Annotated in this window: 20 protein-coding genes; 11 read left to right on the top strand and 9 right to left on the bottom strand. The window is 71.9% G+C overall.

The genetic code is table 11. The features are described 5' to 3' along the window. Window positions 1–14: 14 nt before the first annotated feature. The 3 genes from KBX08_RS03750 to KBX08_RS03740 all read right to left on the bottom strand — a co-directional run bounded on the left by KBX08_RS03750 (window position 15) and on the right by KBX08_RS03740 (window position 3424). Window positions 15–827 (bottom strand): DUF4352 domain-containing protein, encoded by an 813-nt coding sequence (locus KBX08_RS03750; protein WP_210781098.1) that lies wholly within the window; start codon window positions 825–827, stop codon window positions 15–17. 420 nt (window positions 828–1247) lie between these two features. Beyond that, window positions 1248–2075 carry a DUF3152 domain-containing protein gene (locus KBX08_RS03745; RefSeq protein ID WP_210781097.1) on the bottom strand — a complete coding sequence of 276 codons (828 nt, stop codon included), beginning with the start codon at window positions 2073–2075 and terminating at the stop codon, window positions 1248–1250. 176 nt (window positions 2076–2251) lie between these two features. Beyond that, a complete protein-coding gene (locus KBX08_RS03740) occupies window positions 2252–3424 on the bottom strand; it encodes an ROK family transcriptional regulator (RefSeq protein ID WP_210781095.1) in 1173 nt (390 codons plus the stop codon). A 164-nt stretch (window positions 3425–3588) separates the two neighbouring features. Here KBX08_RS03740 and KBX08_RS03735 point away from each other — a divergent pair, with 164 nt between their 5' ends. Genes KBX08_RS03735 through KBX08_RS03710 form a run of 6 tightly spaced genes read left to right on the top strand, consistent with a single transcriptional unit; the run spans window position 3589 to window position 8576 of the window. Continuing rightward, entirely contained in the window at window positions 3589–4317 is a 729-nt protein-coding gene (locus tag KBX08_RS03735; RefSeq protein WP_210781094.1) for an amino acid ABC transporter ATP-binding protein, read from the top strand. A 19-nt stretch (window positions 4318–4336) separates the two neighbouring features. Beyond that, window positions 4337–5305: a glutamate ABC transporter substrate-binding protein gene (locus KBX08_RS03730; RefSeq protein ID WP_210781093.1), complete on the top strand. Its 969-nt coding sequence runs from the start codon at window positions 4337–4339 to the stop codon at window positions 5303–5305. 16 nt (window positions 5306–5321) lie between these two features. Further along, window positions 5322–5966, top strand: coding sequence for an amino acid ABC transporter permease (locus tag KBX08_RS03725; RefSeq protein ID WP_091393215.1), 645 nt, complete (start codon window positions 5322–5324; stop codon window positions 5964–5966). Continuing rightward, a complete protein-coding gene (locus KBX08_RS03720; protein WP_210781092.1) occupies window positions 5963–6832 on the top strand; it encodes an amino acid ABC transporter permease in 870 nt (289 codons plus the stop codon). The genes KBX08_RS03725 and KBX08_RS03720 overlap by 4 nt, the downstream gene beginning before the upstream one ends. Then, entirely contained in the window at window positions 6829–7836 is a 1008-nt protein-coding gene (locus tag KBX08_RS03715) for an asparaginase (RefSeq protein ID WP_238691258.1), read from the top strand. Before KBX08_RS03720 ends, KBX08_RS03715 begins: the two co-directional genes overlap by 4 nt. Next, complete coding sequence (locus tag KBX08_RS03710) at window positions 7833–8576, top strand: copper homeostasis protein CutC (protein WP_210781091.1); 744 nt, start codon at window positions 7833–7835, stop codon at window positions 8574–8576. Before KBX08_RS03715 ends, KBX08_RS03710 begins: the two co-directional genes overlap by 4 nt. 77 nt (window positions 8577–8653) lie before the next feature. Here the strand turns inward: KBX08_RS03710 and KBX08_RS03705 are convergent, their stop codons facing one another. The 3 genes from KBX08_RS03705 to KBX08_RS03695 all read right to left on the bottom strand — a co-directional run bounded on the left by KBX08_RS03705 (window position 8654) and on the right by KBX08_RS03695 (window position 13506). Next, complete coding sequence (locus KBX08_RS03705; RefSeq protein WP_210781090.1) at window positions 8654–10342, bottom strand: SulP family inorganic anion transporter; 1689 nt, start codon at window positions 10340–10342, stop codon at window positions 8654–8656. Continuing rightward, window positions 10339–10677 (bottom strand): helix-turn-helix transcriptional regulator, encoded by a 339-nt coding sequence (locus KBX08_RS03700; protein WP_210781089.1) that lies wholly within the window; start codon window positions 10675–10677, stop codon window positions 10339–10341. The genes KBX08_RS03705 and KBX08_RS03700 overlap by 4 nt, the downstream gene beginning before the upstream one ends. Window positions 10678–11061: 384 nt before the next feature. Next, on the bottom strand, window positions 11062–13506 hold the full coding sequence (locus tag KBX08_RS03695) for a glycoside hydrolase family 2 protein (protein WP_307850436.1): 2445 nt from the start codon (window positions 13504–13506) through the stop codon (window positions 11062–11064). A gap of 112 nt (window positions 13507–13618) precedes the next feature. Between KBX08_RS03695 and KBX08_RS03690 the strand changes: the two genes are divergently transcribed. Further along, window positions 13619–14638, top strand: a complete 1020-nt coding sequence (locus tag KBX08_RS03690) for a LacI family DNA-binding transcriptional regulator (protein ID WP_210781087.1) — start codon at window positions 13619–13621, stop codon at window positions 14636–14638. A gap of 6 nt (window positions 14639–14644) precedes the next feature. Here KBX08_RS03690 and KBX08_RS03685 read toward each other — a convergent pair whose 3' ends face one another. After that, window positions 14645–17017, bottom strand: a complete 2373-nt coding sequence (locus KBX08_RS03685; protein ID WP_307850435.1) for a GGDEF domain-containing phosphodiesterase — start codon at window positions 17015–17017, stop codon at window positions 14645–14647. Window positions 17018–17234: 217 nt separating this feature from the next. On the opposite strand from KBX08_RS03685, the gene KBX08_RS03680 reads away from it, so the two are divergent. After that, complete coding sequence (locus KBX08_RS03680; RefSeq protein ID WP_210781085.1) at window positions 17235–17627, top strand: PH domain-containing protein; 393 nt, start codon at window positions 17235–17237, stop codon at window positions 17625–17627. Here the strand turns inward: KBX08_RS03680 and KBX08_RS03675 are convergent. Next, window positions 17621–18547, bottom strand: a complete 927-nt coding sequence (locus KBX08_RS03675; RefSeq protein WP_210781084.1) for a 2-hydroxyacid dehydrogenase — start codon at window positions 18545–18547, stop codon at window positions 17621–17623. The two genes, KBX08_RS03680 and KBX08_RS03675, sit on opposite strands and share 7 nt — an antisense overlap. A gap of 186 nt (window positions 18548–18733) precedes the next feature. Between KBX08_RS03675 and KBX08_RS03670 the strand changes: the two genes are divergently transcribed. From KBX08_RS03670 to KBX08_RS03660, 3 genes are all read left to right on the top strand, one after another. Further along, window positions 18734–20551, top strand: a complete 1818-nt coding sequence (locus KBX08_RS03670; protein WP_210781083.1) for a GAF domain-containing SpoIIE family protein phosphatase — start codon at window positions 18734–18736, stop codon at window positions 20549–20551. Between the two features lie 92 nt (window positions 20552–20643). Next, on the top strand, window positions 20644–21816 hold the full coding sequence (locus KBX08_RS03665) for a sorbosone dehydrogenase family protein (protein WP_210781082.1): 1173 nt from the start codon (window positions 20644–20646) through the stop codon (window positions 21814–21816). A gap of 60 nt (window positions 21817–21876) precedes the next feature. Further along, window positions 21877–23469 (top strand): metallophosphoesterase, encoded by a 1593-nt coding sequence (locus KBX08_RS03660; RefSeq protein WP_210781081.1) that lies wholly within the window; start codon window positions 21877–21879, stop codon window positions 23467–23469. Between the two features lie 51 nt (window positions 23470–23520). Here the strand turns inward: KBX08_RS03660 and KBX08_RS03655 are convergent, their stop codons facing one another. Continuing rightward, window positions 23521–25878 carry a pyruvate dehydrogenase gene (locus KBX08_RS03655; protein WP_210781080.1) on the bottom strand — a complete coding sequence of 786 codons (2358 nt, stop codon included), beginning with the start codon at window positions 25876–25878 and terminating at the stop codon, window positions 23521–23523. Between the last annotated feature and the right edge of the window lie 31 nt (window positions 25879–25909).

Below are 25909 nucleotides of genomic sequence, written 5' to 3'. Positions count from 1 at the left end.
AGGCTTGGCGGCGGTCAGAGTGCGACGACGGCGTCCTCGGCGAGGGTGAACAGCCCGGCGTCCAGGGTGATCGTTTTGAGCTTGGTGCCCTTCGGAACGTCGAAGAACACGTTCGCGGTCACCGAGTTGCCCGGATTGATCTCATCGAGGAATCCCTGCCCGTCATCATTGCCGTAGATCCCGGCCTCGCCGTCGACCTCGTATTTCCGGCCACTCCCGTCCTGCGCGGAAATACTGCCGTCGGCGTGGAAGCTGTGCGCCTTCTTAGTAACGTTTTTGACCGTCACGCTGACTCTGCAGAACGTGCCCTGCGCCTTGGTGTTGAGGAACTCGCTGCCTACCTTCGCGATCCCACACTTCACGCTCTTGACGGTGAATTCGAAATCACCGCCGCGCACCTTGTCGCCGATGCCGGCTACCTTGGGCTTCGTCTCTGCGGGAGCCGCCGAAGTCTTGGCCGGCGTGGGTGCGACCGCCTCGTCTGCCGGTGGCGCTGCGCTCGCGGCAACGCTGTTCGTGGCGGCGGGTGCGCCACTGCTAACGGCGGCGGCGTCAACCTTCTTGTCATCAGCGGTAAGACTGACCACCATGGCGCCACCACAGCACAGCACCACGAACGCGCCGACCCCGATGAGAGTGGGAAGTAGCCAGGATGCACGCTTCTTTGGGGCGGGCGGCGGCGGGAACTGGCCGGGCGGCGGCGGAGACTGACCTAATGGGGGCGGCGGGAACTGCCCGGCGGGCACCTGCGAGAACTGAGCCGTCGGTGGCATCGGCGGCTGGCCGGCGGGGAGCTGATTCTGGTGAGGCTCGTTGGGTGCCGTCATCGAGTGGTGTCTCCCGGGTCTTGACTGGCGCTGCTGCGCAAAGAAGCAAAGCGCTTTGCACAGTGCCATAGGCACCCTTGGAGATTAGTCCTCCGGCCGGGCTGGAACCACACGACGAGGCAGCTTATAAAGCACCCGGTCTGACCAGACCAATGTCAGCCGTTCAGGCAATTCTTGAACTCGGTCCAGCGAATATCCAAATACCTCCACTCTCAGCTCTGTCAGATATCCTACAAAAGGCCTCTTTGTCTGACGGCTGGCCTGTGATTCCCCGGTCAGGGGCCGGGAGGAAAGAGCGCCTTCGCCGCAGACCCAGCACGGCCGGAAGGACATCGACCACGGTACCCATTCTCGACCGTGCGACCCCACGGAAACCGTCCAATTCGGTGGACCGCAGGCCATCAAGTCCGGATCACCAGGTCAGGACGGCGCCCACGGTCCGCTGACGAACTGCCCGTTGCCGACGAACGGGCTGACGTTGGGCACGCACCCGCCCAGGCCCATCGTCTGGGTCATCATGACCGGGGCCGGCTTGCCGCGACCGCCGCACTTCATGTGGGCGAAGCCGAGGAAGTGGCCGAACTCGTGATTGATCACGCCGGCGTGGTACTCGTCGATGCTGACCGGGTATCCCGGTGAGCCCTGGAGCCAACGCCGCAGGTTGATCATGATGGTCTTGCCGTACTTGCAGGAGTAGACGCCCTCGGTGTCGACGCCACTAGCGCCGCAGAGTCTGTCCACTGTCCTCGGTGTCGCGAGCCGCACGTCGACGTCGACCTTAGAGGTGCCGACCCGCTGGAAGGACCACGACGCCCGGGTCAGGTTCACCGCGGCGTTGGTGACCGGGTGCTGTGCGGACGTGGCCCACCCGTTCGGTGCGGCCAGCACCTGGTCGATGCTCGCGGCGAACCGGTCCGGCTTCCAGGCGGGGATGTCACCCCAGGCGATGCCCTTCTCCACCGAGACGCTGTAGCGCACCCGCTTCTTGCCCTTGCCGATCACGCGACCGTTGCCGGTGGCGGTGGTGAAGGTGCCGGCGGCCCTGGTGGGGATCTGCGCGTCGGTCGGGATCTCCGGAGTCGGGCTGGAGGTCGGTGTGTCCTTGGGGCTCGGAGCTGAGCTGTGCGTACTCGGGCCGGAGCGTGGGACTTCGGCCTGCCCGGACGCCGGTGCCGACAGGCCACAGGCGGCGGTTGCCAGCACCACTGCCAACGAGATCGGCACGAGCAGCCGTCCGTTGATCCGCACGTCGAAACCTCCTGGGGCAGTCACGGGTGAGTGAGGAACATCGGAAGGCTACGTGACTGCCTGTAAGGAAACTGTCAGGATGATTGGTGTCGACGCACGCGTAAAATCGGATAGATCCGGCATGCTACACAGAAGAAGATAACCCTAGGTGACCACTGCGGTTGCTTTGAGCGAGATCAGGCGGACGCTACGACGTGGTCGATCACCAGGTGGGCGGCACCGGTGATGCCGACGTCCTGGCCGGCGGCGACCCGTTCGATGAGCAGGGTCTGGGTGGCCAGCGGGAGGCACCGTTCGTAGAGGGTGGCCCGCATGCTGGCCAGCAGCGGCTCGCAGTCGGCGAGCCGACCACCGATGGCCACCACCTGCGGGTTGAAGAAGTTGACCACCACGGCCAGGATCTCGCCGACTGCGCGACCGGCCTGCCGGGCGAGGGCGGTGGCCTGCCGGTCACCGTCGTCGATCAGGCGGATCACACCGGTCAGGTCGGAGACCGGCACACCCTGCTCCCGCAGCGCGGTGACCAGTGCGGCGCCGCTGGCCACCGCCTCCAGGCAACCGGCGTTGCCACAGGTGCACGGTGGCGCGGGATCGGCCACCACCCGGCAGTGGCTGATGTCCCCGGCCGAGCCCTGCGCGCCCCGGTGCAACCGTCCACTGGAGATCACCCCGGAGCCGATTCCGGTGCCAGCCTTGATGTAGACAGCGTGGTCCAACTCGGAATGCGCGGTGCGGTGCGCGCCGAGCGCCATCAGGTTGGCGTCGTTGTCCACGATGACCGGCACGTCGACCCGGTCGGCGCAGAACGCGGCGACGTCGAAGCCGTTCCAGCCGGGCATCCGCGACGGGCTGACTATCCGCCCGGTGGAGTGCTGCACCGGACCGGGAATCCCGATGCCGATGCCACGGAGCGCACCTGACGCCGAGCCGCCGGTCGCCGGGGCGCTGCCCACCAGCGTGGCGACCTCGGCGAGTAGCGCGCCGAGCACCGCCTCCGGGCCGTCCTCGATGCGGACCGGCAGGGTGCGGGCCTGGACCACCCGCCCGGAGAGGTCCAGCGCACCGACGCGGGCGTGATGCGCGCCGAGGTCGATGGCGCCGACCACGGCGCCGCCGGTGGGCACCGCGAGTTGGCGGGGTCGCCGGCCACCCCGGGACCGCCCGGCGCCGGCCTCCTCCAGCAGCCCCTGGCTGATCAACGCCTCGACCCGCTGGGAGACCGTCGACGGGGAGAGCCCGGAGAGGCGGGACAGGTCGGCCCGACTGACGGCCGCACCGGTGGCCACCCAGCGCAGTAGCTCCCGGGGGCCGCCCCGGAGGGCATCGCGTGGCGCGTCGTCAATCGTCACGTCAGCTTCTTAGCACCCGGAGTTTGTTCAAGCAACCGGTTGACTTAGTTTCCTGGCTACCTTTAGATGGCGCTGTTGGTTCGATATGAAGCTGACTTAGTTTTGTAGTCGAAGGAAGTGAGGCCCGTCTGGTGGCACCGAAGACGACGGATGCGGACCGACCGATGGTGTCGGTACGCGGCCTGAACAAGTGGTTCGGTCCGCTGCACGTGCTCAAGGACATCGACCTCACGGTGGCCGCCGGCGAGGTGGTCGTCGTGGTGGGGCCCTCCGGCTCCGGCAAGTCGACACTGTGCCGCTGCCTCAACCGCCTGGAGACCGCCGGGCAGGGCAGCGTCGAGATCGACGGTGAGCCGCTGCCCGCCGAGGGCCGCGCGCTGGCCCGGCTGCGCGCCGATGTCGGCATGGTCTTCCAGTCCTTCAACCTCTTCGGCCACAAGACGGTGCTGGACAACATCACCCTCGGCCCCACCCGGGTCCGCCGGATCCCCCGACCCGAGGCGCGGCAGCAGGCGATGGCCCTGTTGGAGCGCGTCGGTATCGCCGACAAGGCAGACCACCACCCGGCCCAACTCTCCGGCGGGCAGCAGCAGCGGGCCGCGATCGCCAGAGCCCTGGCGATGCAACCGAAGGTGCTGCTCTTCGACGAGCCGACCTCGGCCCTCGACCCGGAAATGGTCAACGAGGTGCTCGACGTGATGGTCTCCCTCGCCGCCGAGGGGATGACCATGATCGTGGTGACCCACGAGATGGGCTTCGCCCGTCGCGCCGCCGACCGGGTGGTCTTCATGGACGACGGCCGGATCGTCGAATCCGGCGCACCCGACGACTTCTTCGCAGCCCCGCGCACCGAGCGGGCCCGCGACTTCCTATCCAAGATCCTCCAGCACTAGCCCCCAACGGGAGGGTGTCATGTCAATCCTCAAGATGAGCTTCACCGGGCGGCGGTCGCTCGCCCTCACCGCCACCGCTGTGGCGGTGGCCCTCGCCGCCGCCGGCTGCGGCGGCGACAGCGGCGGCAGCGCTCCGACGTTGCCCGGCAACCCCGGCCTGGGCGGCGACGGCGTGGTCGCCCAATCGGTGTACGACGCCGCCCCGGTGGCCACCGACGCGGACATCCCGGCCGGTTCGACGATGGAGGCGATCCGCAAGCGCGGCTACCTGAACATCGGCGGATCTCTGGACGCGCCACTGCTCGCCCAGCAGAACCCGGTCAGCGGCACCATCGAGGGCTTCGACGCCGACATGGCGAAGTTGCTGGCGAAGTACATCATCGGCAAGCCCGAGGTGAAGACGACGACCATCGGCACCCAGACCCGGGAGGCCATGCTCCAGGCCAAGTCGGTGGACGCGGTCTTCCAGACGTACACGATCACCCCGCAGCGGGCCACCCAGGTCGCCTTCGCCGGGCCGTACCTCACCTCCGGCCTCGCCGTCGGGGTCCGCAAGGACGACACCTCGATCAAGAGCGTGAAGGACCTCGCCGGCAAGACCGTGATCGTCGGGGCGAACACCCCCGCCGTCACCGCGCTGCCCTCCGCCGCGCCCGGCTCGAAGCAGATCGCCTTCGGCACCGACCCGCAGGCGTTGCAGGCGCTGCTGCAGAAGCGCGGCGACGCGTACGTGCAGGACTTCACGCTGCTCGCCTCGGGCGCCAAGGCGAACCCGGGGATGAAGGTGGTGGGCGAGCCGTTCACCACCGAGGCGTACGGCATCGGCCTCAACAAGGAGGACGTGCAGTTCAAGGAGTTCGTCAACAACTGGCTGAAGAAGATCCAGGCTGACGGCACCTGGGCGAAGGTCTGGGAAGGCACCCTCGGCTCGGTGGTGGAGGGCGGGGCGCCCACCCCGCCCGCCCTCGGTTCCGCCGACGGCTCCTGAGCAGCCTCTCGTACCGATGGAAGCCCTCACCTCCCACCTGAGCGAGCTTGGCCACGGCCTGGTCACGACGGTCGAACTGACCGTCGTGACCACCGTCGGGGCGATGCTGCTGGGCATCGTCGTGGCCACCCTGCGCATCGCCCCCGTTCCGCTGCTGCGCGCCATCGGCACCGCGTACGTGGAGGTGTTCCAGAACCTGCCGCTGCTGGCGCTACTGGTGCTCTTCGTGTTCGCGCTGCCGACCATCGGCATCACGTTCCCGCTGTTCACCTCAGCCGCGATCGTCATCGCGGTGTACGAGGGGGCGTACCTGGCCGAGGCGATCCGCGCCGGGATCAACACCGTCGGTGTGGGCCAGGCTGAGGCAGCCCGAGCCATCGGGCTCACCTTCGGCCAGTCCCTGCGGCACGTGATCCTGCCGCAGGGACTCCGGGCGGTGATCCAGCCGATCGGCAACATCTGCATCGCGCTGCTGATGAACACCTCGCTGGCCGCCGCCGTCGGCGTGGTCGAGCTGACCCAGGCCGCCAACACCGTCAACCTGGTCGAGGCTCAACCGATCGCTGTCTTCACCGGCGCGGGCCTCGCCTACATGCTGCTGGCGCTGATCATCGGTCAGGTCACCGGCCTGCTCGAACGAAGGCTGGCGATCGTCCGATGAACAAGACGCAACAGATCCTCTTCGACGAACCCGGCCCGCGCGCCCAGCGGCGGATCCGGATCGCCACAGTGCTGGGCGCCGTTCTCCTGGCCGGCGCCCTGGTCGCGGCCGTCTACCAGTTCGCCAGCCACGGCGAGTTGGCCGCCGCCCGATGGGAACCGTTCACCACCTGGCCCATCTGGCGGTACCTGCTCAACGGCCTGTGGGCCACGCTGCGCGCCGCCGCCGCGACCGCAGTGCTCAGCGCCGCGCTCGGACTGCTCCTGGCGCTCGGCCGGCTGTCGACGCACCGACCGCTGCGCTGGCTGGCCGGCGCGTACGTGGAGATCTTCCGGACCGTCCCCACCCTGCTGCTGATCTACGTGACGCTGTTCGCCCTGCCGCAGTACGGGCTGAACTTCCCGCTGTTCTGGAAGCTCGTGGTGCCGCTGGTGGTCTCCAACTCGGCGGCGTTCGCGGAGATCTTCCGGTCCGGCATCCTGGCGCTGGACCGTGGGCAGACCGAGGCCGGGCTCGCGGTCGGGCTGCGCCGCGGGCAGGTGATGGCGCTGGTGGTCCTGCCGCAGGCGCTGCTCCAACTCGCCCCGTCACTGGTCAGCCAGCTCGTCGGGCTGCTCAAGGACACCTCGCTCGGCTTCGTGGTCAGCTACACCGAGCTGCTCTACAGCGGGCAGGTGCTCTCCTCGTACACCCATCTGTTGATCCAGACGTTCCTGGTGGTGGCGCTGATCTACCTGGTCGTCAACGCCTCGCTGTCGAAGTTCGCCCGCGTCCTCCAGGCCCGCAACGGCCGCTTCGGTGGACGGCGCGGACGGCGGAGCGCCGAGCTGCCCCCACCACTCCTCGAAGGGAACACTCCCCGGTGACCATCTTCCGCTACGCCGAACTGGCCCGGGTCGTGCGCAACGGCTTCGTGGAGAGCCGGCACTACGGCAGCGTCGTGGTGCTCGCCCCGGACGGAAAGGTCGCCCTCGCCGCCGGCGTACCCGACGAGCCGGTGCTGCCCCGCTCCACCCTCAAGCCGGTGCAGGCACTGGCCTGCCGGATCGCGGCGGGCGACGAGCTGACCGGCCCGGCGCTGGCCCTCGCCGCCGGCAGCCACACCGGCGACGACAGGCACGTCGAGGTGGTGCGGGCGATGCTGGCCGGGGCCGGCCTGACCGAGAACGCCCTCGGCTGCCCGGAGGACTGGCCGGAGGACGAACCGACCCGGGACCGGCTGATCCGCGCCGACGGGCAGCGCGACCGGGTCCGGATGAACTGCTCCGGCAAGCACGCCGCGATGCTCGTCGCCTGCGTCGCCCGGTCCTGGAGCACCCACGACTACCTCGACCCCGACCACCCGCTCCAGCGGGAAACCGCCGCCGCCGTCGCCCGGCTGGCCGGCACGCCGATCGCGCACCACGCTGTCGACGGCTGCGGGGCACCGCTGTTCGGCCTGTCGCTGACCGGCCTGGCCCGCACCTTCCAGGCGTTGGTCACCGCGCCGGCCGGCAGCGACGAGGCGCTGGTCGCGCAGGCCATGCGCCAACACCCGGAGTACGTCGGCGGCTGGAACGGGCACCCGAACACCGACCTGATGCGGGCGCTGCCCGGCGTCCTCGCCAAGGGCGGGGCCGAAGGCGTTCTCGCGGTGGCCGCACCGGACGGTCACGCGGTGGCGGTGAAGGCGATCGACGGTTCGCCCCGAGCCACCACCGCCATCGCCCTCGCCGCCCTCGACGCCGTGGGCGTACCGGTGGGTGGGGCCGACGCGCTGCGCCAGGTGCCGGTGCTCGGCGGCGGCGTACCCGTTGGTGCCGTCACGGCCGTCATCGACTGGACCACGGCATCGTCTCGTACGTCTCGCACGGAAGAGGAAGAATCATGAACACATTCGAGATCTGCATCGACAGCGTCGAGGGAGCGGTCGCCGCCGAGGAGGCCGGCGCCGACCGGGTGGAGTTGTGCTCCGCGCTCTTCGACGGCGGGCTGACCCCCAGCCTGGGCACCATCGAGACGACAGTGCGCGCGGTCAGCCGGATCCGGGTACACGTGATCGTCCGTCCTCGGGCCGGCGACTTCATCTACTCGCCGTTCGAGATCGAGGCCATGGAGCGGGACGTCCGGGCCGCGGTGGCGGCCGGTGCGCACGGCATCGTGATCGGCGCGTTGACCGCCGAGGGTGACGTCGACGTGCCGACCACCCGCCGGCTGATCGCCGCCGCGGGCGACGCCAGCATCACCTTCCACCGGGCGTTCGACATGACCCGCGACCCGCACGCGGCGCTGGAGCAGCTGATCGAGCTGGGCGTGCACCGGGTGCTCACCTCGGGTCAGGAGGTCAGCGTGCTGGAGGGTGCTCCGCTCATCGCCGACCTGGTGCGCCGGGCCGCCGGCCGGATCGTCATCATGCCGGGCGGTGGCATCACGCCACGCAACATCGCCCGGATCGTCGAGGCGACCGGCGCCGACGAGTACCACTTCGCGGCCCTGGTCAGCTCGGACAGCCCGGCCGTGCACCGCAACCCGGCGCCGCTGATGGGTGGCAGCCTGAACCGGCCCGAGTACGAGCGCTCCGGCACCTCCGGCGCCCTGGTCGGCCAGGTGCTCGCCGCCGCCCGCGCCTGACCGTCGGATCGCGCCCCCGGGCGTGATCGTGCGCGAACATGGAAGTAGTGGCCTCCCCACCTGAGGAGGCCACTACTTCATGGATCGAGCACGATCGGGTGGCCCGCTGCGGGGAGCGCGACGGTGCGGGCGTACCGGATGGCGGCGGGCGTGTCCGGGAAGAGCAACTCCTCGCGGCGCAGGTCGTCAGCCACCCCCAGGGTGGCCAGCACCTCGTCGTGTGCGGGGTTGATACCGGAGAGCAGGACGATGATCCCGCGGCCGCGTAGCCGCCGGATCGCATCGCCGAGGACGTGCGCGCCGGTGCCGTCCATTGTGGTCACCCGGGACATTCGCAGGATGACGACACGGACGTCGGTGACCTCGGAGAGTTCGAGGAGGAAGGTGTGGGCCGCAGCGAAGAAGAGCGGCCCGTCCAGCCGGTACGCGACGATGTGTTCGGTGAGCAGCGCGTACTCCTCGGCGCTGTGTTCCCCTGGGTCGAGGGGCACCTGTTCCAGCCGGGCGCTGCGGGCCACCGCGCGCAGGGCGAGCACCACGGCGACGCCGACGCCGACCGCGACGGCGGTGACGAGGTCCCAGATCACCGTGACGGCGAAGGTGAGCACCAGCACCACCGCGTCACCCCGGGTGGCCCGGGCCAGCGCCCACAGCGACCCAGCCTCCACCATCCGGACGGTGGTGGCCAGCAGCACCCCGGCCAGGGCGGCGAGCGGGATCCGGCCGACCAACGGCGCGGCGGCCAGCACGATGGCGGCGAGGGCGACGGCGTGGGTGAGGGCCGCCAGCTTCGAGGCCGCCCCGGCGCGGACGTTGACAGCCGTCCGGGCGATGGCGGCGGTCGCCGGGATACCGCCGAAGAGGGGGGCGGCGAGGTTGGCCATCCCCTGACCGAAGAGTTCCCGGTCCGGGTCGTGCCGCTCGCCGACGGTCATGCCATCGGCAACGGTGGCGGAGAGCAGACTCTCCAGGGCGGCGAGCGCGGCGACGGCGAGAGCGCTGGGAAGCAGCACGCCCAGTGCGCCGAGGTCGAGGAAGCTGAGCGAGGGCGCGGGCAGGCCCTGCGGCAACGCGCCGATCCGGATCAGATCGATCGGGATGACCTCGGCGAGGACGGTGGCGGCCCCCACACCGAGCAGCGAGAACGGCAGGCCGGGTCGCCACCGGGCACCCAGCAGCATCAGCGCCGCGACGGCGAGGGCCACCGCGAGCGCGGCCGGCCGCGGGTGTACGACGAAACGGGCGACCGCGTCGAAGGCGACGGCCCAGACCTTTTCCCCGTGCGCGTCGCTGACGCCGAGTGCGGCGGGCACCTGTTGCAGCGCGATGACCACGGCGATGCCGGCGGTGAAGCCCTCCAGCACCGGGGTGGGCAGGTAGCGGACGTAGCGGCCAAGGCGTGCCACGGCGAGCGCGATCAGCACCAGGCCAGCCATCGCCCCGACCATCAGCACGCCGGTGGCTCCGAACTGCTGCACCACCGGCACCAGCACCACTGTCATCGCCCCGGTCGGCCCGGAGACCTGGAGGTTGGAGCCCCCGAAGACAGCGGCCACCGCACCGGCGATCACGGCGGTGATCAACCCGGCCTGGGCGCCCAGCCCGGAGGTGACACCGAACGCCAGGGCCAACGGCAGCGCCACCACCGCCACGGTGAGCCCGGCCAGCAGGTCCCGGCGCGGTGAGCGGTGGACCGCGGCCCAGTCGGCCCGGCCGGGCAGCAGCCCGAGGAGCCGCTCTCGGGCCACCGGGATGGCGCCGCTCACCTGTCCGCGCCGGTGGCGCGCAACTCCCCGAGCAGGCCGTCCCGGTCGGTGAGGACCGCGCCCAGGATCCGCCGCCCGGCGGCCAGCAGGTCGGCCACGTCCGGGGTGCTGAGGGCGTACATGACGAGGGGGCCGTCGCGGTGTGAGGTGACCATTCCGGCGCGGCGCAGCACGGCGAGTTGCTGGGAGAGGTTGGAGGCTTCGACCTCGATGGCGGCGAGCAGGTCGCGGACCGGCTTCGGGCCGTCCTGGAGCAGTTCGAGGACCCGGATGCGCACCGGGTGCCCGAGGGTGCGGAACAGTTCCGCCTTGGCCTGGTACAGCGGCACCGACATGAGCACCCTCCCGATCGATACGAAGACTTTAGCACTTGAACAAGTCTTCAACTCGAGGCCACGACGCGGGTCCCAGGCAACGCCATTGCGTTAGCGCGGCGGCCGGTTAGGCAAGACCTTGATCAGCAGCTGCCCTCGTCGTGGTGAGGGGGCACAGGCCACCCCCACCCCCTTTGCTCTGCACCCCAATAAGCACCAGTCGCAGACCGTAGCCGTCGCGCCCGCGGGTGCAGAGCAAAGGACAACCGACCGCCCCTCACCCCCCGGCCACCTCAGGCACACGCCAACAGAGACACCCAGCGGTCACGCAACGGACATCAGGAAGTAGTGGCCTCCGCAGCCGTGAAAGGCCACTACTCCATGGATCGAGCACGATCTTGGACGTCAGGCGAGGTCGTTGACGCAGCGCAGCACCGGGCGGGCCGTGAGGGCGGCAGGGTCCAGCGCCCCGGCCGCGCGCACGGTGAACGTGGCCGACTCGCCCGGAAGCAGGGTGATCAGGGCCTTGTCCACGGATGCCGTCGGGTCCAGGCGGTCCGGGAAGAGCGTCAGGTCGCGCAGCACCGTGCGGGCCGTGACCCGGACCCGCCGCCCGCCGTCGACAGGCTCGACCGTCGCGTCCCAGGCCGCCGTCGGCCAGTCCACCTCCCGGTCCTCGGCGAAGAACCACAGGGCGCGCTGCGCGGTGTCACCGGCCTCCGCGACCAGCAACTCGCGCCGGGTGTCCTCCGACCGCGCCAGGTCCGCCGGCAGCACCAGCACCACCGAGGAGTACGCCGGGACGTCGATGTCGACCGAGGTCTTCGCCCTCGGCTCCCCGGTGAGCGTGAACCGGGTGACAGCGGCCGTCGCGGTCCATGCCTCGGCGGTCTCGTTGACAGCCACCAGGGCCAGGCCGCCGTCGCGCGGTTGCACGGTGAGCAGCCGGTCGGCGTAGGCGCGGCGCAGCGCGTACCACAGGGGTTTGCGTCGGCCGTCGCCGTCGACGGCCGACCAGGAGGTCACCGGCCAGCAGTCGTTGAGCTGCCAGACGATGGTGCCCGCGCAGACGTCGCGGTGGGAGCGGAAGTGCTCCACCCCGAGCTGGATCGCCCGGGCCTGGTTGAGCTGCGTCAGGTAGTGCCAGTCGTCGAAGTCCGCCGGGGCGGGCAGGTGCGCGTCGAGGCCCCGCTGGAGCTTGGCGTCACCGCCGGCCGCCTTCTGGTGGTGCGCCATGCCCGGTGAGTCGTGCGCCAGCGGTTCGTCGCTGATCGTCCGGCGCAGGGTGGCGTACGCCGGTGGGGCCTGGTAGCCGAACTCGGCAACGAAGCGCGGGACGTACTCCCGGTACTTGGTGTAGTCGTCGGTGTTCCACACGTCCCAGATGTGGGTGGTGCCGTGTGCCGGGTCGTTGGGGTGGATCGCCTCGGTGCCCGACCAGGGGCTGCCCGGCCAGTACGGGCGGGTCGGGTCCAGCTCGCCGACGATCCGGGGCAGCACGTCGAGGTAGTAGCCGCGCCCCCAGGTGCGCCCGGCGAGGGCCTGCTGCCAGTCCCAGTCGTGCCAGCCCCAGATGTTCTCGTTGTTGCCGGTCCACAGCACCAGGGACGGGTACGGCGCGAGCCGCGTCACCTGCTCGGCGGCCTCGGCGGCCACCTCGGTGCCGAACGGCTCCTCCTCCGGGTACGCGGCGCAGGCGAAGAGGAAGTCCTGCTGGACGAGGAGGCCGCGCTCGTCGGCGAGGTCGTAGAAGTCCGCCGACTCGTACCGGCCGCCGCCCCAGACCCGGAGCAGGTTGACGTTGGCCGCGAGGGCCTGGTCGAAGCGCTCGGCCAGCCGGGCCCGGGTGATCCGGGTGGGGAACGTGTCGTCCGGGATCCAGTTGACCCCGCGGACGAAGACCGGGACGTCGTTCACCGACAGCGCGAACGGGGTGCCGTGCTCGTCGGGTGTGGTGTCCAGCCGTACCGAGCGGAAGCCGATGCGGTGCGACCAGTTGTCCAGGGTGTCGCCGTCCGGTCCGTGCAGTGTCACCTCGATCGGGTGGCGGGCCTGCTCGCCGTACCCCCGGGGCCACCACAGCGCGGGCTCGCGGACGGTGAGGGTCAGCACGGCAGTGCGCTGCCCGGCCGGGACGACCACCTCGGCGCGGACGCCGGCCACTGCGGCGCGGACGGTCAGCGGGACGTCAGCGACCCGCTCGACCTCGACGTGCACCTCGACCCGGCCGTCGCGACCGTCCATGGTGACCAGTGGACGGACGGTGGCCAGTCGCGCGGTCGACCAGGCGTGCAGGCTGATCTCCTGCCAGATGCCGGCGGTGACCAGTGTCGGCCCCCAGTCCCAGCCGAAGTTGCAGGCCATCTTGCGGATGAAGTGGAACGGCTCCGGGTAGGCGTTCGGCCGGTCGCCGAGTCGCTCCTGCTGCGCCTCGGCGTAGCGGTACGCGGAGTCGAACCTGACCACCAGGTCGTTGTTCCCGTCGCGCAACAGCGGTCGGACGTCGAACCGGTAGCCGCGGTGCATGTTCGCGGTGCGGCCGACCTCCACACCGTTGAGGGTGAGCGTGGCGACGGTGTCCAGGCCGGCGCAGACCAGGTCGACGCGCTCGTCGTCGCCCGCCCGGTGGACGAATGTGGTCTGGTAGACCCAGTCGGTGCGCCCGATCCAGGCCACCGCCCGTTCGTTGTCGTCGAGGTACGGGTCGGGGATCAGCCCGGCGCCGAGCAGGTCGGTGTGCACACAGCCCGGCACTGTCGCCGGCACGGACCGGCCGGCGACCTCCTCGGGCACCTGTGCTCCGGGGGCCGCCCGCACTGTCCAACCGTCGTAGAGTGCCTGTCGGCTCACGATTTCACCGCACCTTCCCGCATCGAAAGATGCCAACTGAACCGGATAAGCTGAGAAACCGTACGGTCCGGAATCCGGGCTGTCAACGGCCAGAGAGCGAAGGAGCACGCCGGTGAAGCGGCCGACCATCGCCGACGTCGCCCAACGCGCCGGGGTGTCCAAGGGCGCCGTGTCGTACGCGCTGAACGGGCAACCCGGCGTCTCCGAGGCCACCCGGCAGCGAATCCTCGCCATCGCCACGGAGATCGGTTTCAGCCGCAGCAGCGCCGCCCGCGCCCTCTCGGCCGCCACCGCCGGCGCGATCGGCCTGGCCCTGTGCCGACCGGCGCGGACCCTCGGCGTCGAGCCGTTCTTCATGGCGCTGATCAGTGGCGTCGAGGCCGAACTCTCCGCCCGCTCGTACGCGCTGACCCTCCAGGTGGTGGCCGACCCGGACGCCGAGATCGCCGTCTACCGGCGCTGGTGGGGCGAACGACGGGTGGACGGGGTGCTCGTCTGCGACCTGCGCACCGACGATCGTCGCATCCCCGCACTCGAACGGCTGCAACTGCCGGCGGTGGTGATCGGCGGCCCCGGCGGCACCGGTGAGCTGGCGAGTCTCTGGTCCGACGACGCCGCAGCGCTGACCGAGACGGTGGAGTACCTGGTCGCGCTCGGGCACCGGCGCATCGCCCGGGTCGCCGGCCTGCCCGACCTGCGGCACACCGAGATCCGCACCGACGCCTTCGCGGCGGTCTGCCGGCGGCTCGGCCTGGTCGACGCGGTCACCGTCTGGTCCGACTACACCGGCGAGGAGGGCGGTCGGGCCACCCGCCGGTTGCTCAGCTCGGCCGACCGGCCCACAGCGGTCATCTACGACAACGACGTGATGGCCATCGCCGGGCTCTCCGTCGCCCAGGAGATGGGCCTGACAGTGCCCGGCGATCTGTCCATCGTGGCCTGGGACGACTCGCCGCTGTGCCGGCTGGTGCACCCGCCGCTGACCGCGCTCGGCCGGGACATCCCGGCGTACGGCGCGCACGCCGCCCGGCAACTGCTCGCCGTCGTCGCCGGGCAACCGGCCGGGCGGGTGCAGGACGAGACACCCCACCTCACGCCGCGCGGCAGCACCGCACCACCCCGGAGGAGATGAACCGGTTCAGCGAGACGCTGAGGGAAACTCCTCGAAGTACGCCTCGACCCGCTCGGCCGTCGCCGGACGGGCCAGCGCGAACCCCTGCCCGTACCGGCAACCACCCCGGCGCGCCCCCTCGACCTGGGTCGACGACTCCAACTCCTCGGCGACGATCTCGACGCCCAACCGCTCGCCCACGTTGACCACCACGTCGATCAGCGGCGGTTGCCCGTCCGGCCGTGCCCCCACCAACTCCGGGCCCACCTTGAGCAGGTCGATCGGCAGGCGGCGAAGCTGGGCCAGCGAGGCGTGCTCGGCCCGGAAGTCGTCCAACGCGGTGCGGACGCCAATCGACCGCAGCCCGGCCAGCCGAGCCACCACAGTCGGCAGATCACCGGCGACTCTCGGCTCGCTCACCTCCACCACCAGCCGCTCCGGCGGCACCCCGTACGCGGCCAGCACTGCCGCGAGCCGCTGGACGAAGTCGGGGGTGGTCAGCTCCCGGGTCGTGACGTTGACCGCCATCCACAGCTCCCGGACGCCCACCGACCAGTTGGACAACTGCCGGCAGGCCCGGTCCAGCACCCACCACTCCAACTCGCCGACCAGGTCCAGGTCCTCGGCGACCGGCAGCAACTCGGCCGGAAGCACAGTGCCGAGCACCGGGCTGCGCCACCGCAACAGCGCCTCCGCGCCGACCGGCTGCCCGTCGGCCAGGTCGACCACCGGCTGGTAGACGAGGTCCAGCTCGCCGCGCGCCACCGCACCGGGCAGCTCGCGCTCCAGGTCGAGCCGGCGCACCAGCTGCTCCTCCAGGAACGCGTCGTACCACTCCACCCGGTCCCGGCCCAGCTGCACGGCCCGTCGTCGGGCCAGCTCGGCCTGCCGGAGCACGTCTGCCGGCCCGGCGCCGCTCACCTCGGCCAACCCGATGCTCGTCTGCACGCGCAGCATCGCGCCGGCCAGCCGGTAGGGCGGGCCGAGCGCGCTCAACAGTCGGGTGCCCAGCGCGTACGCCAGCACCGGCCCGGCGGCGGTGACCACCGCGAAGCCGGTACCCGTGCACCCAGTGACCAGATCGTCGGGGGCGATGACCGCGCGGGCCCGGTGCACCGCCTCGGCCAGCACGTCCTCCCGGGCCGTCGGGCCGAAACCCTCGGTGCCGTGCAGGTCCACCAGCAGCAGCGCGCCGGCCGGCGCCGGAACGTCGCCGATCGCGGCCAGGGCGTCCAGCAGGGCAGCCCGGTCGCCGGGGGTGCCGCTCGCCGCCGCCGGTCGCCGGTCGAGCCCCGACCACGCGGAACTGTGGTCAGGCGACCAGGTCGAGCCGGCACCCGCCGCGGTCGCCGCGCCCTCCGCGACGTCGAGGGCTCGCCCGGGCGGCGGCTCCGGTGTGCCCGGCCAGCGGGCCGGGGCCGCACGGCGGTGCCGCAACGAACGGCCGGCCCGTCGCCGATGAGCGGCCCGCCGAACGGACGTGGACGCGTCACCGGCGCGCAGCAGCTCGCGCAGCACCAGGGGCGGCACCGCCGCCAGGGCCAACAGCACGCTCGTCCGGTCCGGTGCGCGGCCGGCGCCCAGGTGCAGACCCGCCGCCAGCAGCAGCACCGCCGCGGGGAGCACCGACCGGGGCCAGGCCGCGGCGACCGGCTCCACCGACTCGAAGTCGTCCGCCGCATCCGCGGCGCCGACCGCGACGAGCAACATCCCGAACACCAACGGGGGTACGGCCAGCAGGGCGGCCCGGCCGGCCGGCGCGGACGGCAACGTGGCCAGCAGCACCAGCCCGCCCACTGTGAGCAGGACGCCGCCCCGGCAGAGCGCCGCACCCGAGCGCCGCCGTGGCCCCGCGAACGCGTTCAACGCGGCCATGCCCAACCCGCCGAGTGTCAACGCGGCGACCAGCCGAACCGGGACCGGCAGGCCGTCGGGGGGCAGCAGCAACCAGCCGGCGAGGGCCAGACCGACGGCCGGGCCGGTCGACTCGACCAGCCACCGCAACCGGGCCGAGGCCGCCGCCCGGGACCGGCCGGGGAGCCGGTACAGACCGGCCGCCGAGAGGGCCGCCACGACCACCGACCCGATCAGCACGGCGAGGGTGTGCCCGATGCCGGCCAGGGGCAACACGACGGCGGTGAGACCCGCCGCCACCACCGCCGCGTCGAGGAGCACCCCCGCCGCACGCGGTGTCGGATCGGTGCCGCGTCGGGAGGCCAGCCGGGACAGTCGCAGCCCGGCGAGCGTGGCGCCGGCACCGGCGGCCAACGCGATCACCACCGAGGGCGGAACCAGGTCGACGGAACCGGCGAGGAGGAGCAGCGCCACCGCCACGGACGTGGCGGCCTCCGGTGCCGCACGGCGGGGAACGAGAACGCGGAACGGGTACGCGAGGAGCACGGCGGTCGCCTTCGTGAGGGGGCACGGGGGCGGTGCGGCGGTGCGGGACATCGGACGTTGCGAGTCCGCTACCCACGATTGGCAACGACGGACGGCCGAATTGGTTACTTGCCGGTCACTCAGGGGAGACAACGACCTGTGTCACTGTACGGCGTACCGCACGCTGCCGGCACCGCCCGCCGCGAGCCGAAACAACCCGAAGTGGGATCATCGGAGGGTGAGTAAGCCCGACACTGTCCGCTTCCGGTACAACCAAGCCATCCTGGTGGCCGCGATCATCGCCTTCGTCGGCGCCCTGCCGCTGGCCAACGCCCGGGACTACCTGCTGCCGGTGCTGCTCGTCCCGCTCGCCGTCGCGGTGTGGGCCTGGCGGGCCGGCACCGACGCCGACGCGCGGGAGCTGCGCATCCGGGCGCTGGTCGGGCAGCGTCGGATCGACTGGGACCAGGTCCTCGAGCTGACCACCGACCAGCGCGGGCGCGCTGTGGCCCGGCTCGACGACGGCCACCAGGTCACTCTGCCGGCCGTCCGTGGGGCGGATCTGCCCCGACTGGTCGCGGTGACCGGCCAGCCGCTGCCGGACGCTCCGGCGGAGACCCCCGGTCAGTAGCCGTCGACCACCGTGTTGATCAGCGGTTGCCCGGCGGCGAACCGGCGGACCTGATCGCCCACCAGTCGGTAGGCCCGCGGCAACAGCCCGCGCACCGACCCGCCGACGTGCGGGGTGAGCAGCACGTTCGGCATGACCCACAGCGGGGAGTCGGCGGGCAGCGGCTCCGGGTCGGTGACGTCCAACGCCGCCGAGATCCGACCGGTGCCCATCTCGGCGACGAGCGCCTCGGTGTGCGCCACCGGGCCCCGGGCGGCGTTGACCAGCAGCGACCCGTCCGGCATCGCGGCCAGGAACGCCTTGTCGATCAGGCAACGGGTCTGGTCGGTGAGCGGCACCAGCACCACCACCACGTCCGCGTCGGGCAGCAGCCGGGGCAGCTCCTCGACGGCGTGCACCCCCTGCTCCGGGCGGGCCGTCCTGGCGACCAGGGTGAAACTCACGTCGAACGGGGCGAGCCGGTCACGCACCGCGGCCCCGATCGAGCCGGCGCCGATGATGAGCACCCGCTTACCGGTCAGCTCGTCGGTCGGGGTGTTCTCCGCGTACGTCCAGCGCCGCTCGGCCTGCGCGCGGACGAACGCCGGGAACGCCCGCAGCTGGGTGAGGATCGCGGTGACGACCCACTCGGCGGTGGAAGGGTCGTGCACGCCCCGGGCATCGCAGAGCGTGACAGCCGGCGGTGTCCGGCCCGCCCAGGCGTCCGCCCCGGCGGAGAGCAACTGCACCACCGCCAGGTCGGGCAGCTCCCGCAACACCGCCGTCGCGTCCGAGCCACCCAGGAACGGCGGCACCCAGAAGCGGACGTCGGCCGCCTCCGACGGCATCCGATCGGTGTGCTCGAAGACCTCCACCGTCACGTCCGCGGGCAGCTCGCCCAGGAGGTTCAGGCCGGCCTGGTGCGGAATCCATACCTTCACGTCCGCCGACGATAGTCCCCGACGCCGCAGCCGGTGGAGGCACGGCGGCGAACCGGCGTCCCGGGGGATGGCGCGCGGGGTCACGGCGGGCGAGACTCAGCACACCGATGTTCGACTCCGACCCCGACGAGGTATAACGAAGGGTCGGAGGGCCGGTCGGCCTCCGCCCCGGCAGACAGGTGCTCGATGACCGACGGCTCCCCCGGCCCCGCCCGGCGTTCGATCGCGCCTCCTTCGCTGCTCGGCGACCCGGAGCGGCTGCGCGCGCTCGCCGACACCGGGCTGGACGCCGCCCCGGACGAGGCGTTCGACCGCTTCGCCCGGCTGGTCAGTGACCTGCTGGACGTGCCGGTCGCGCTGGTCTCCCTGGTCTCCGCCGACCGGCAGTTCTTCCCCGGCGCGGTCGGGTTGCCGGAGCCCTGGTCGCGGCGGCGGCAGACCCCGCTGAGCCACTCGTTCTGTCAGCACGTGGTGGACATCGAGGTGCCGATGGTGCTGCCGGACGCCCGGCTCTACCCCCGCGTCCGGGACAACCTGGCCATCGACGACCTCGGCGTGGTCGCGTACGCCGGGATGCCGCTGACCGACCTCTCCGGCCGGGTGCTCGGCTCGCTGTGCGCCATCGACAGCAAACCTCGCGCCTGGACGGCGGCGCAGCTGCGGACCCTGGCCGACCTGGCCGCCGCCTGCTCGTCCGAGCTGCGGCTGCGGATCGCGCTCGACGGCGCCCAGGAGGCCCGGCGGCGGGTCGTGCAGGCGCACGATCGGCTGGAGCTTGTCGCCGGGGTGAGCGAGACCCTCGCGGGCACCCTGGACGTGGGCACCGCGTTGCGCCGGCTCGCCGCCACCATGGTGCCGCTGCTCGCCGACTGGTGCCTGCTCACCTTGATCGGGCCGACCGGCCTGCCCCGCGAGGTGGTCTCGGTGCACCGGGATCCGGCCCGCGCGGCGGACGTCGACCGCTTCGGCGATCTGCTGCGCACCGGGCTGAGCCCCGAGTCGGTCATCCGGGCGGTGCTCCGGACCGGCCAGCCCCGGCTGGGCAGCGCGGCGTCCCTGGCCGACATCACGAGGGGCACCACCCACCCGGAGATGGCCTCCATCGCCAGTCGGCTGGGCATCGCCTCCTACCTGAGCGTGCCGGTGCGGGGTGTCGGCGGCACGGTGCTGGGGGCGATCACGCTCGTCAACGGTGGCCAACGTCAGCAGTTCGACGACCGGGACCTGCTCACCGCTGTCGACATCGGCCGCCGGGCCGGCCAGGCCGTCGGCAACAGCTCGATGTACGGCGAGCAACGGCACGTCGCCGAGGTTCTGCAACACAGCATGCTGCCCCGACTGCCGGTGGTGGCGGAGCTGGAGTTGGCGGCCCGCTACCAGCCGGCGGCCGACCGGGTGGAGGTGGGCGGTGACTGGTACGACGCCTTCGTGCAGCCCGACGGCGACGTGATCGTGGCGATCGGGGACGTGGCCGGGCACGACATCGAGGCGGCGGCGACCATGGGCCAGCTACGCAACCTGGTGCGGGGCAATGCCTTCGGCCGGCCGGACGCGGTCGGGTCACTGATGAGCAACCTGGATGGCGCCATCCGTGGCCTGCGGCTGCCGATCGCCGCCACCGCGACGCTGGTGCGGATCTGTCCGCAGCGCGCCGGTGTGCACGAGGTGACCTGGTCCAACGCCGGGCACCCACCGGCCCTGGTGGTCCGGGTCGGCGGGGCGGTGGAGGCCCTGGAGGCGACGCCGGAGCCGCTGCTCGGCCTGGCCCGCCCGTCGCCCCGGAGCAGCCAGTCGACCGTCCTGGCCACCGGCGACACCCTGCTGCTCTACACCGATGGGCTGATCGAACGGCGGGACCGCTCCATCGATGAGGGGTTGGCCGAGCTGGTGGGCCTGCTGACCGGCACCGACACGCTGCCCCTCGACGGCCTGTGCGACCTGCTGCTCGCCTCGATCCGGCACCGTGAGGACGACACCGCGTTGCTGGCCGTACGGGCTCGGTGAGTGGTCCACCGGGGATCATCGGGCGGGTCCATCGGCACCCGTTGCACCTCGACGGGCCCGGCCGGGTCGCGCGGCGGGCTACCCTGGGCCGGGTGAACGCCCGTCCCCCGTACCCTCGCATCCGCCGCCTCCGGGTGGCCCTCGCGGCGTCCTGCGCGGCGCTGCTGTTCACCGCCGGTTGCAGCTTCGGTGAGCCGGAGCCCGACCCGGCCGGCGAACCGCCCAACCTGCCGACCCCGTCCACGTCGGCGAGCCCCGGCGGCGCCGGCCAGCAGGCGGTGGCGACAGTACTCGCCAAGGGCCTGCGGGTGCCGTGGGCGATCGCCTTCCTGCCGGACGGCGGCGCGCTGGTCACCGAGCGGGACAACGGCCGGATCCTCCAGGTCGGGCCCGAGTCCGGGCCGGACGGGCTGCGGGTCCGCCCGGTGCAGACGATCACCGACGTGGCGGCGGCGGGTGAGGGTGGCCTGCTCGGCATCGCCGTGTCCCCCGACTACGCCCGGGACCGGACGGTGTTCGTCTACTACACCGCCGAGCGGGACAACCGGGTCGCCCGGCTGCAACTCGGCGGGCAGCCCACCCCGATCCTCACCGGCATCCCCAAAGCCAATGTGCACAACGGCGGTGGGCTGGGCTTCGGCCCCGACAAGCAGCTCTACGTCAGCACGGGTGACGCCGGTCAGCGCCCCCTCTCCCAGGACCTGAAGAGCCTCGGCGGCAAGATCCTCCGGATCACCCCGGACGGCAGGCCCGCCGCCGGCAACCCGTACCCCAACTCCCCGGTCTGGTCGATGGGGCACCGCAACGTCCAGGGTCTCGCCTGGGACGCCGCGAAGCGGATGTACGCCGTCGAGTTCGGCCAGAACACCTGGGACGAGATCAACCAGATCACCAAGGGCGGCAACTACGGGTGGCCGGAGGTCGAGGGTCGGGCCGGCGACAGGCGGTTCACCGACCCGATCGCGCAGTGGGCGACGTCGGACGCGTCCTGCTCCGGTCTGGCCGCCACGGACCGGCTGCTGGTCACCGGCTGTCTGCGCGGCAAACGCCTCTGGGTGATGGAGTTGACCGACACCGGCACCCTGCTCGGTCAGCCCAGTGAGCTGCTCACCAACCGGTACGGTCGGCTGCGTGCAGTGGCCGCGGCACCGGACGGGTCGCTCTGGGTGAGCACCTCCAACCACGACGGCCGGGGTGACCCGGCGGGCGACGACGACCGGCTCCTGCGGGTGGTCTTCGCGGGTGGTGACGGCGGACGCAGCTGATTGCGTCACCATCCGTTCAGGTTTGCCAAGATCTTCCGACGGGCAGGTCAGACTTTCAGCATGGACGGGCAACGCGACGAGCGGCACGACGACGCCGATGACCGGGACGACCCGGTGACCGGTGACGATCGACCACGCCCGGCGGGTTGGTGGGTCGGCGCGGCCGGCCCGCTGCGCCGCCTCGGGCTGATCGTCGCCGTCCTCGCCGTGGCCCTGGCCGGGGCGGTGCTCGGGGTGCTGGCAGGCGGCCAGGTGAGCACCGACATCGGCCCGTTCCGGGCCAGTCTCAGCATCTCCCCCGCTCGGGACGGCGGCACCACAGTCGACATCCCGCCGCTCGGCGCGCTGCTGCTCGACAGCCACGACGGGCCGACCCATCTCACCGTTCGGCTGGGCGCCCTCGACCAGGGGCGCACCGAGGCACTGATCGACGACCCGGCCAGCATCAGCCGGGCCAGTCAGAGCGCCGTGGAGGACGTCCGCTCCGGGGTGATGCGCCTCGGCCTGCGTACCCTCGGCGCGTCGGTGCTTGTCACGTTGATCCTGGCCGGGCTGATCTTCCGGGACGTCCGGCGCACCGCCTGGGCGGGAGGGTTGGCGCTGCTGGTCACCGCCAGCAGCCTCGGCACCGCGGCGGCGACCCTTCGTCCGCAGGCCATCGAGGAACCACGCTACGAGGGGCTGCTGGTCAACGCGCCGGCCATCGTCGGTGACGCCCGCCGGATCGCCAACGACTACACCAAGTACGCGGAGCAGTTGCAGCGCCTGGTCGGCAACGTCAGCCAGCTCTACACCACCGTCTCGGCGCTTCCGCTGTTGGAGCCGACCCCGGGCACCACCCGGGTGCTGCACGTCTCCGACATGCACCTCAACCCCACCGGGTGGCAGCTGATCCGGACGGTCGTGGAGCAGTTCGGCATCGACGTGGTGATCGACACCGGGGACATCACCGACTGGGGCAGCGAACCGGAAGCCTCCTTCGTCGCCTCGATCGGCCTGCTGAAGAAGCCGTACGTCTTCATCCGGGGCAACCACGACTCCGGCAAGACCGCCGCCGCTGTGGCCCGTCAGCCGAACGCGATCGTGCTGAACAACACCACCACGACGGTCGCCGGGCTGACCATCGCCGGCATCGGCGACCCGCGCTTCACCCCGGACAAGAACACCTCCCCGGCCGGCAGCGGGTTGACCCAGCAGGTGGCCGACCAGGTGATCGGGGTCGGCAACCAGCTTGCCGCGACGGTCCGCAGCTCACCGCGACCTGTCAACATCGCGCTCGTGCACGACCCGGCGTCGGCCGGGCCGCTCGCCGGCACCTGCCCGCTGGTGCTGGCCGGGCACACGCACGCCCGGCAGGTCTCCAAGCTGCCACAGGCACCCGGGCAGCAGCCCACCACGCTGATGGTGGAGGGCTCCACCGGCGGCGCCGGGCTGCGCGGCCTGGAGGGCGAGAAGCCCACCCCGCTGTCGATGAGCGTGCTCTACTTCGACCAGCAGAAGATGCTCCAGGCGTACGACACCATCACCGTCGGCGGCACCGGGCAGGCCCAGGTCAACCTGGAACGACGTCTGGTGGAGAACCCGGCCGCCCCACCCACACCCACGCCGAGCGGCGGTGTCCCCGGCACGCCCACGCCCACGCCGACCGGCTGAGCCGACGTCGACGCCCGCCGGCGGACCGGCGGGCGGTCGACGGTCGACGGGTCAGCGCAGGGCGATGGCGGCCAGTGCGGCGTTGACGATGCTGCCCGGCAGCAGGTCGTGCAGTTCGTACAGCTCGGCGACGCTGCCGGACTGGCCGAACTCGTCCACGCCGAGCGGCACCGCCGGCGCGCCGACCGCCGAACCGAGCCAGGCCATCGCGTGCGACGCCGCGTCGTGCACGCTCACCACCGGCACCCGATCGGCGAACGCGGACCGCAGCGCGCCCGGCACGCTGGGTACGGTGGCCGTCCGTACGCCCTGGCGCAGGGTGCGCTGCCAGGCCCGGTAGAGCCGGTCCAGCGAGGTCACGTCCACCACGTGCGCGGCGATGCCCTCGTCGGCCAGCTCCGCCGCGGCGGCCAGCACCTCGGGCAGCACCGCACCGGAGGCGGCCAACTGCACCACCGGGGCGTCGACCAGGTGCGGGTACGCCTGGTGCGCGTCGACCAGCCGGTACGCCCCGGCGACGACCTGCCGGCGCAGCACCGCGTCGCCGAGCCGGGCCCGGGCCGCCTCGAACGGCGCCTGGTCCAGCGGTCGGGTGCTCAACCGGAAGTAGTACGCGCCGTCCTCGGCGGGTGCGGCGGTCGCGGCCGGGACCGAGCCACCGGCGATCTGACCGAGCGCGTCGCAGAGCAGCCAGTCGAGGGTGGCCGCGTACGCCGGCTCGATGAAGGTCACCCCGGGCAGCTCCAGGCCGACCGACGCGGTGATAGTGGACTGGTGGGCGCCGCCCTCGGGGGCGAGGGTGATGCCGGACGGGGTGCCGGCCACCACGAACCGGGAGCCGGAGTAGGTGCCGTACAGGAACGCGTCGAGGCCGCGCAGCACGAACGGGTCGTAGACAGTGCCCACCGGCAGCAGCGGCTGCCCGGACAGGTCCCAGGACAGCCCGAGCTGGCCGAGCAGCAGGAACAGGTTCATCTCCGAGATGCCCAGCTCGATGTGCTGCCCAGCGGGGCTCTCCGTCCAGCGCAGCATGCGGTCCTCGGTCCAGGAACGCTGCTCGGTGGGGGCGAACACCCCGGTCTTGTTGATGAACCCGGCGAGGTTGGTGGAGGTGGCCACGTCCGGGGCGGTGGTGACCAGGTAGCGGCCCACCTCCCGGTCCCGCGCCAGGTCCACCAGCACCCGACCGAAGACCTCCTGCGTGGAGATCGGCTTGTTGGCGCGTACTCCAGTGCTTTCCGGGACGGTGACCCCCAGCGCACGCTCGCGCGGCGCGCGGGACAGCGCCTCCCGGCGGGCGCCGGCCCGGATCCCGGCGGGTGACGCCGGGTCGAGGCGGTCCCACTCGGTCTCGGCGGTCAACCCCTGCGCGGCGCGTAGCGTGTCGACCTGCTCCGAGCTGAGCAGCGCGGAATGGTTGCGCGGATTGCCGGCGATGGGCAACCCCCAACCCTTCACGGTGTACGCGAAGACGACGCTGGGCCGGTCGGTGACCGCGTCGCACTGGGCGTACGCGTCCAGCATCGCCTGAAGGTCGTGCCCGCCCAGATCGGTGACGAGCGGGCCGAGCTCCTCGTCGGAGACGTCGGCGATCAGCTCGGCGATGCCGGCCGGGGCGCCGTCCAGGAACTGCTTGCGCAGCGCCGGCCCGGCCAACCCGAACAGCGACTGGTACTGCTCGTTGGGCATCGCGTCGATCCAGTCGCGCAGCGCCTCGCCGCCCGGCCGGGCGTACGCCTCGGCGAGCCGGCGGCCGTACTTGACCTCCACGACGTGCCAGCCGGCCGCCTCGAACTGGCCCCGCCACTGGTTGATCCGGATGCCGGGGACCACCCGGTCCAGCGACTGGCGGTTGAAGTCGACGAGCCACATGACGTTGCCCAGCCCGGTGGTCGCCGGGTCGGCCACCGCCTCCCAGATGTTGCCCTCGTCCAGCTCGGCGTCGCCGATCAACGCCACGAACCGGGAGTGCGGGCGGGCCCCGAAGTGCGCGTCGACGTACCGCCGGGTGGCGGCGGCGAAGAGCGGCGCCGCCGCGCCCAGGCCGACCGAACCGGTGGAGAAGTCCACCTCGTCCGGGTCCTTCGTGCGCGACGGGTACGACTGGAGGCCGCCACGGGCCCGCAGCCGGGGCAGGTAGGAGCGGTCCAGGTTGCCGAGCAGGTACTGGATGGCGTGGAACACCGGCGACGCGTGCGGCTTCACGGCGACCCGGTCCTCGGCGTCCAGGTGCGCGAACCAGAGCGCTGTCATCGCCGTGACCAGGGAGGCGCTGGACGCCTGGTGGCCGCCGACCTTCACACCGTCGCCGGTGGCCCGGTCATGGTTGGCGGCGTCCACGATCCGGGTGGCGAGCCAGAGCACCCGCCGCTGGATCTCGTCGAGGACATCGAGGTCGTGCTCGGTCACGGTGGCTCCATCCAGGCGTCGCCGTTGACGC

Source organism: Micromonospora sp. H61, assembly GCF_018070325.1.
GTDB classification, from domain to species: Bacteria; Actinomycetota; Actinomycetes; order Mycobacteriales; family Micromonosporaceae; genus Micromonospora; species Micromonospora salmantinae.
The sequence above is the reverse complement of the archived record's forward strand: the minus strand, read 5'-3'. Positions and strand labels throughout refer to the sequence as shown.

Excerpts from the sequence above, each read along its gene's own strand:
- KBX08_RS03670 (WP_210781083.1), top strand. The coding sequence starts at position 18,734 with ATGACCGACGGCTCCCCCGGCCCCGCCCGGCGTTCGATCGCGCCTCCT.
- KBX08_RS03710 (WP_210781091.1), top strand. The coding sequence starts at position 7,833 with ATGAACACATTCGAGATCTGCATCGACAGCGTCGAGGGAGCGGTCGCC.
- KBX08_RS03720 (WP_210781092.1), top strand. The coding sequence starts at position 5,963 with ATGAACAAGACGCAACAGATCCTCTTCGACGAACCCGGCCCGCGCGCC.
- KBX08_RS03700 (WP_210781089.1), bottom strand. The coding sequence starts at position 10,677 with ATGTCGGTGCCGCTGTACCAGGCCAAGGCGGAACTGTTCCGCACCCTC.
- KBX08_RS03660 (WP_210781081.1), top strand. The coding sequence starts at position 21,877 with ATGGACGGGCAACGCGACGAGCGGCACGACGACGCCGATGACCGGGAC.
- KBX08_RS03730 (WP_210781093.1), top strand. The coding sequence starts at position 4,337 with ATGTCAATCCTCAAGATGAGCTTCACCGGGCGGCGGTCGCTCGCCCTC.
- KBX08_RS03750 (WP_210781098.1), bottom strand. The coding sequence starts at position 827 with ATGACGGCACCCAACGAGCCTCACCAGAATCAGCTCCCCGCCGGCCAG.
- KBX08_RS03735 (WP_210781094.1), top strand. The coding sequence starts at position 3,589 with ATGGTGTCGGTACGCGGCCTGAACAAGTGGTTCGGTCCGCTGCACGTG.
- KBX08_RS03725 (WP_091393215.1), top strand. The coding sequence starts at position 5,322 with ATGGAAGCCCTCACCTCCCACCTGAGCGAGCTTGGCCACGGCCTGGTC.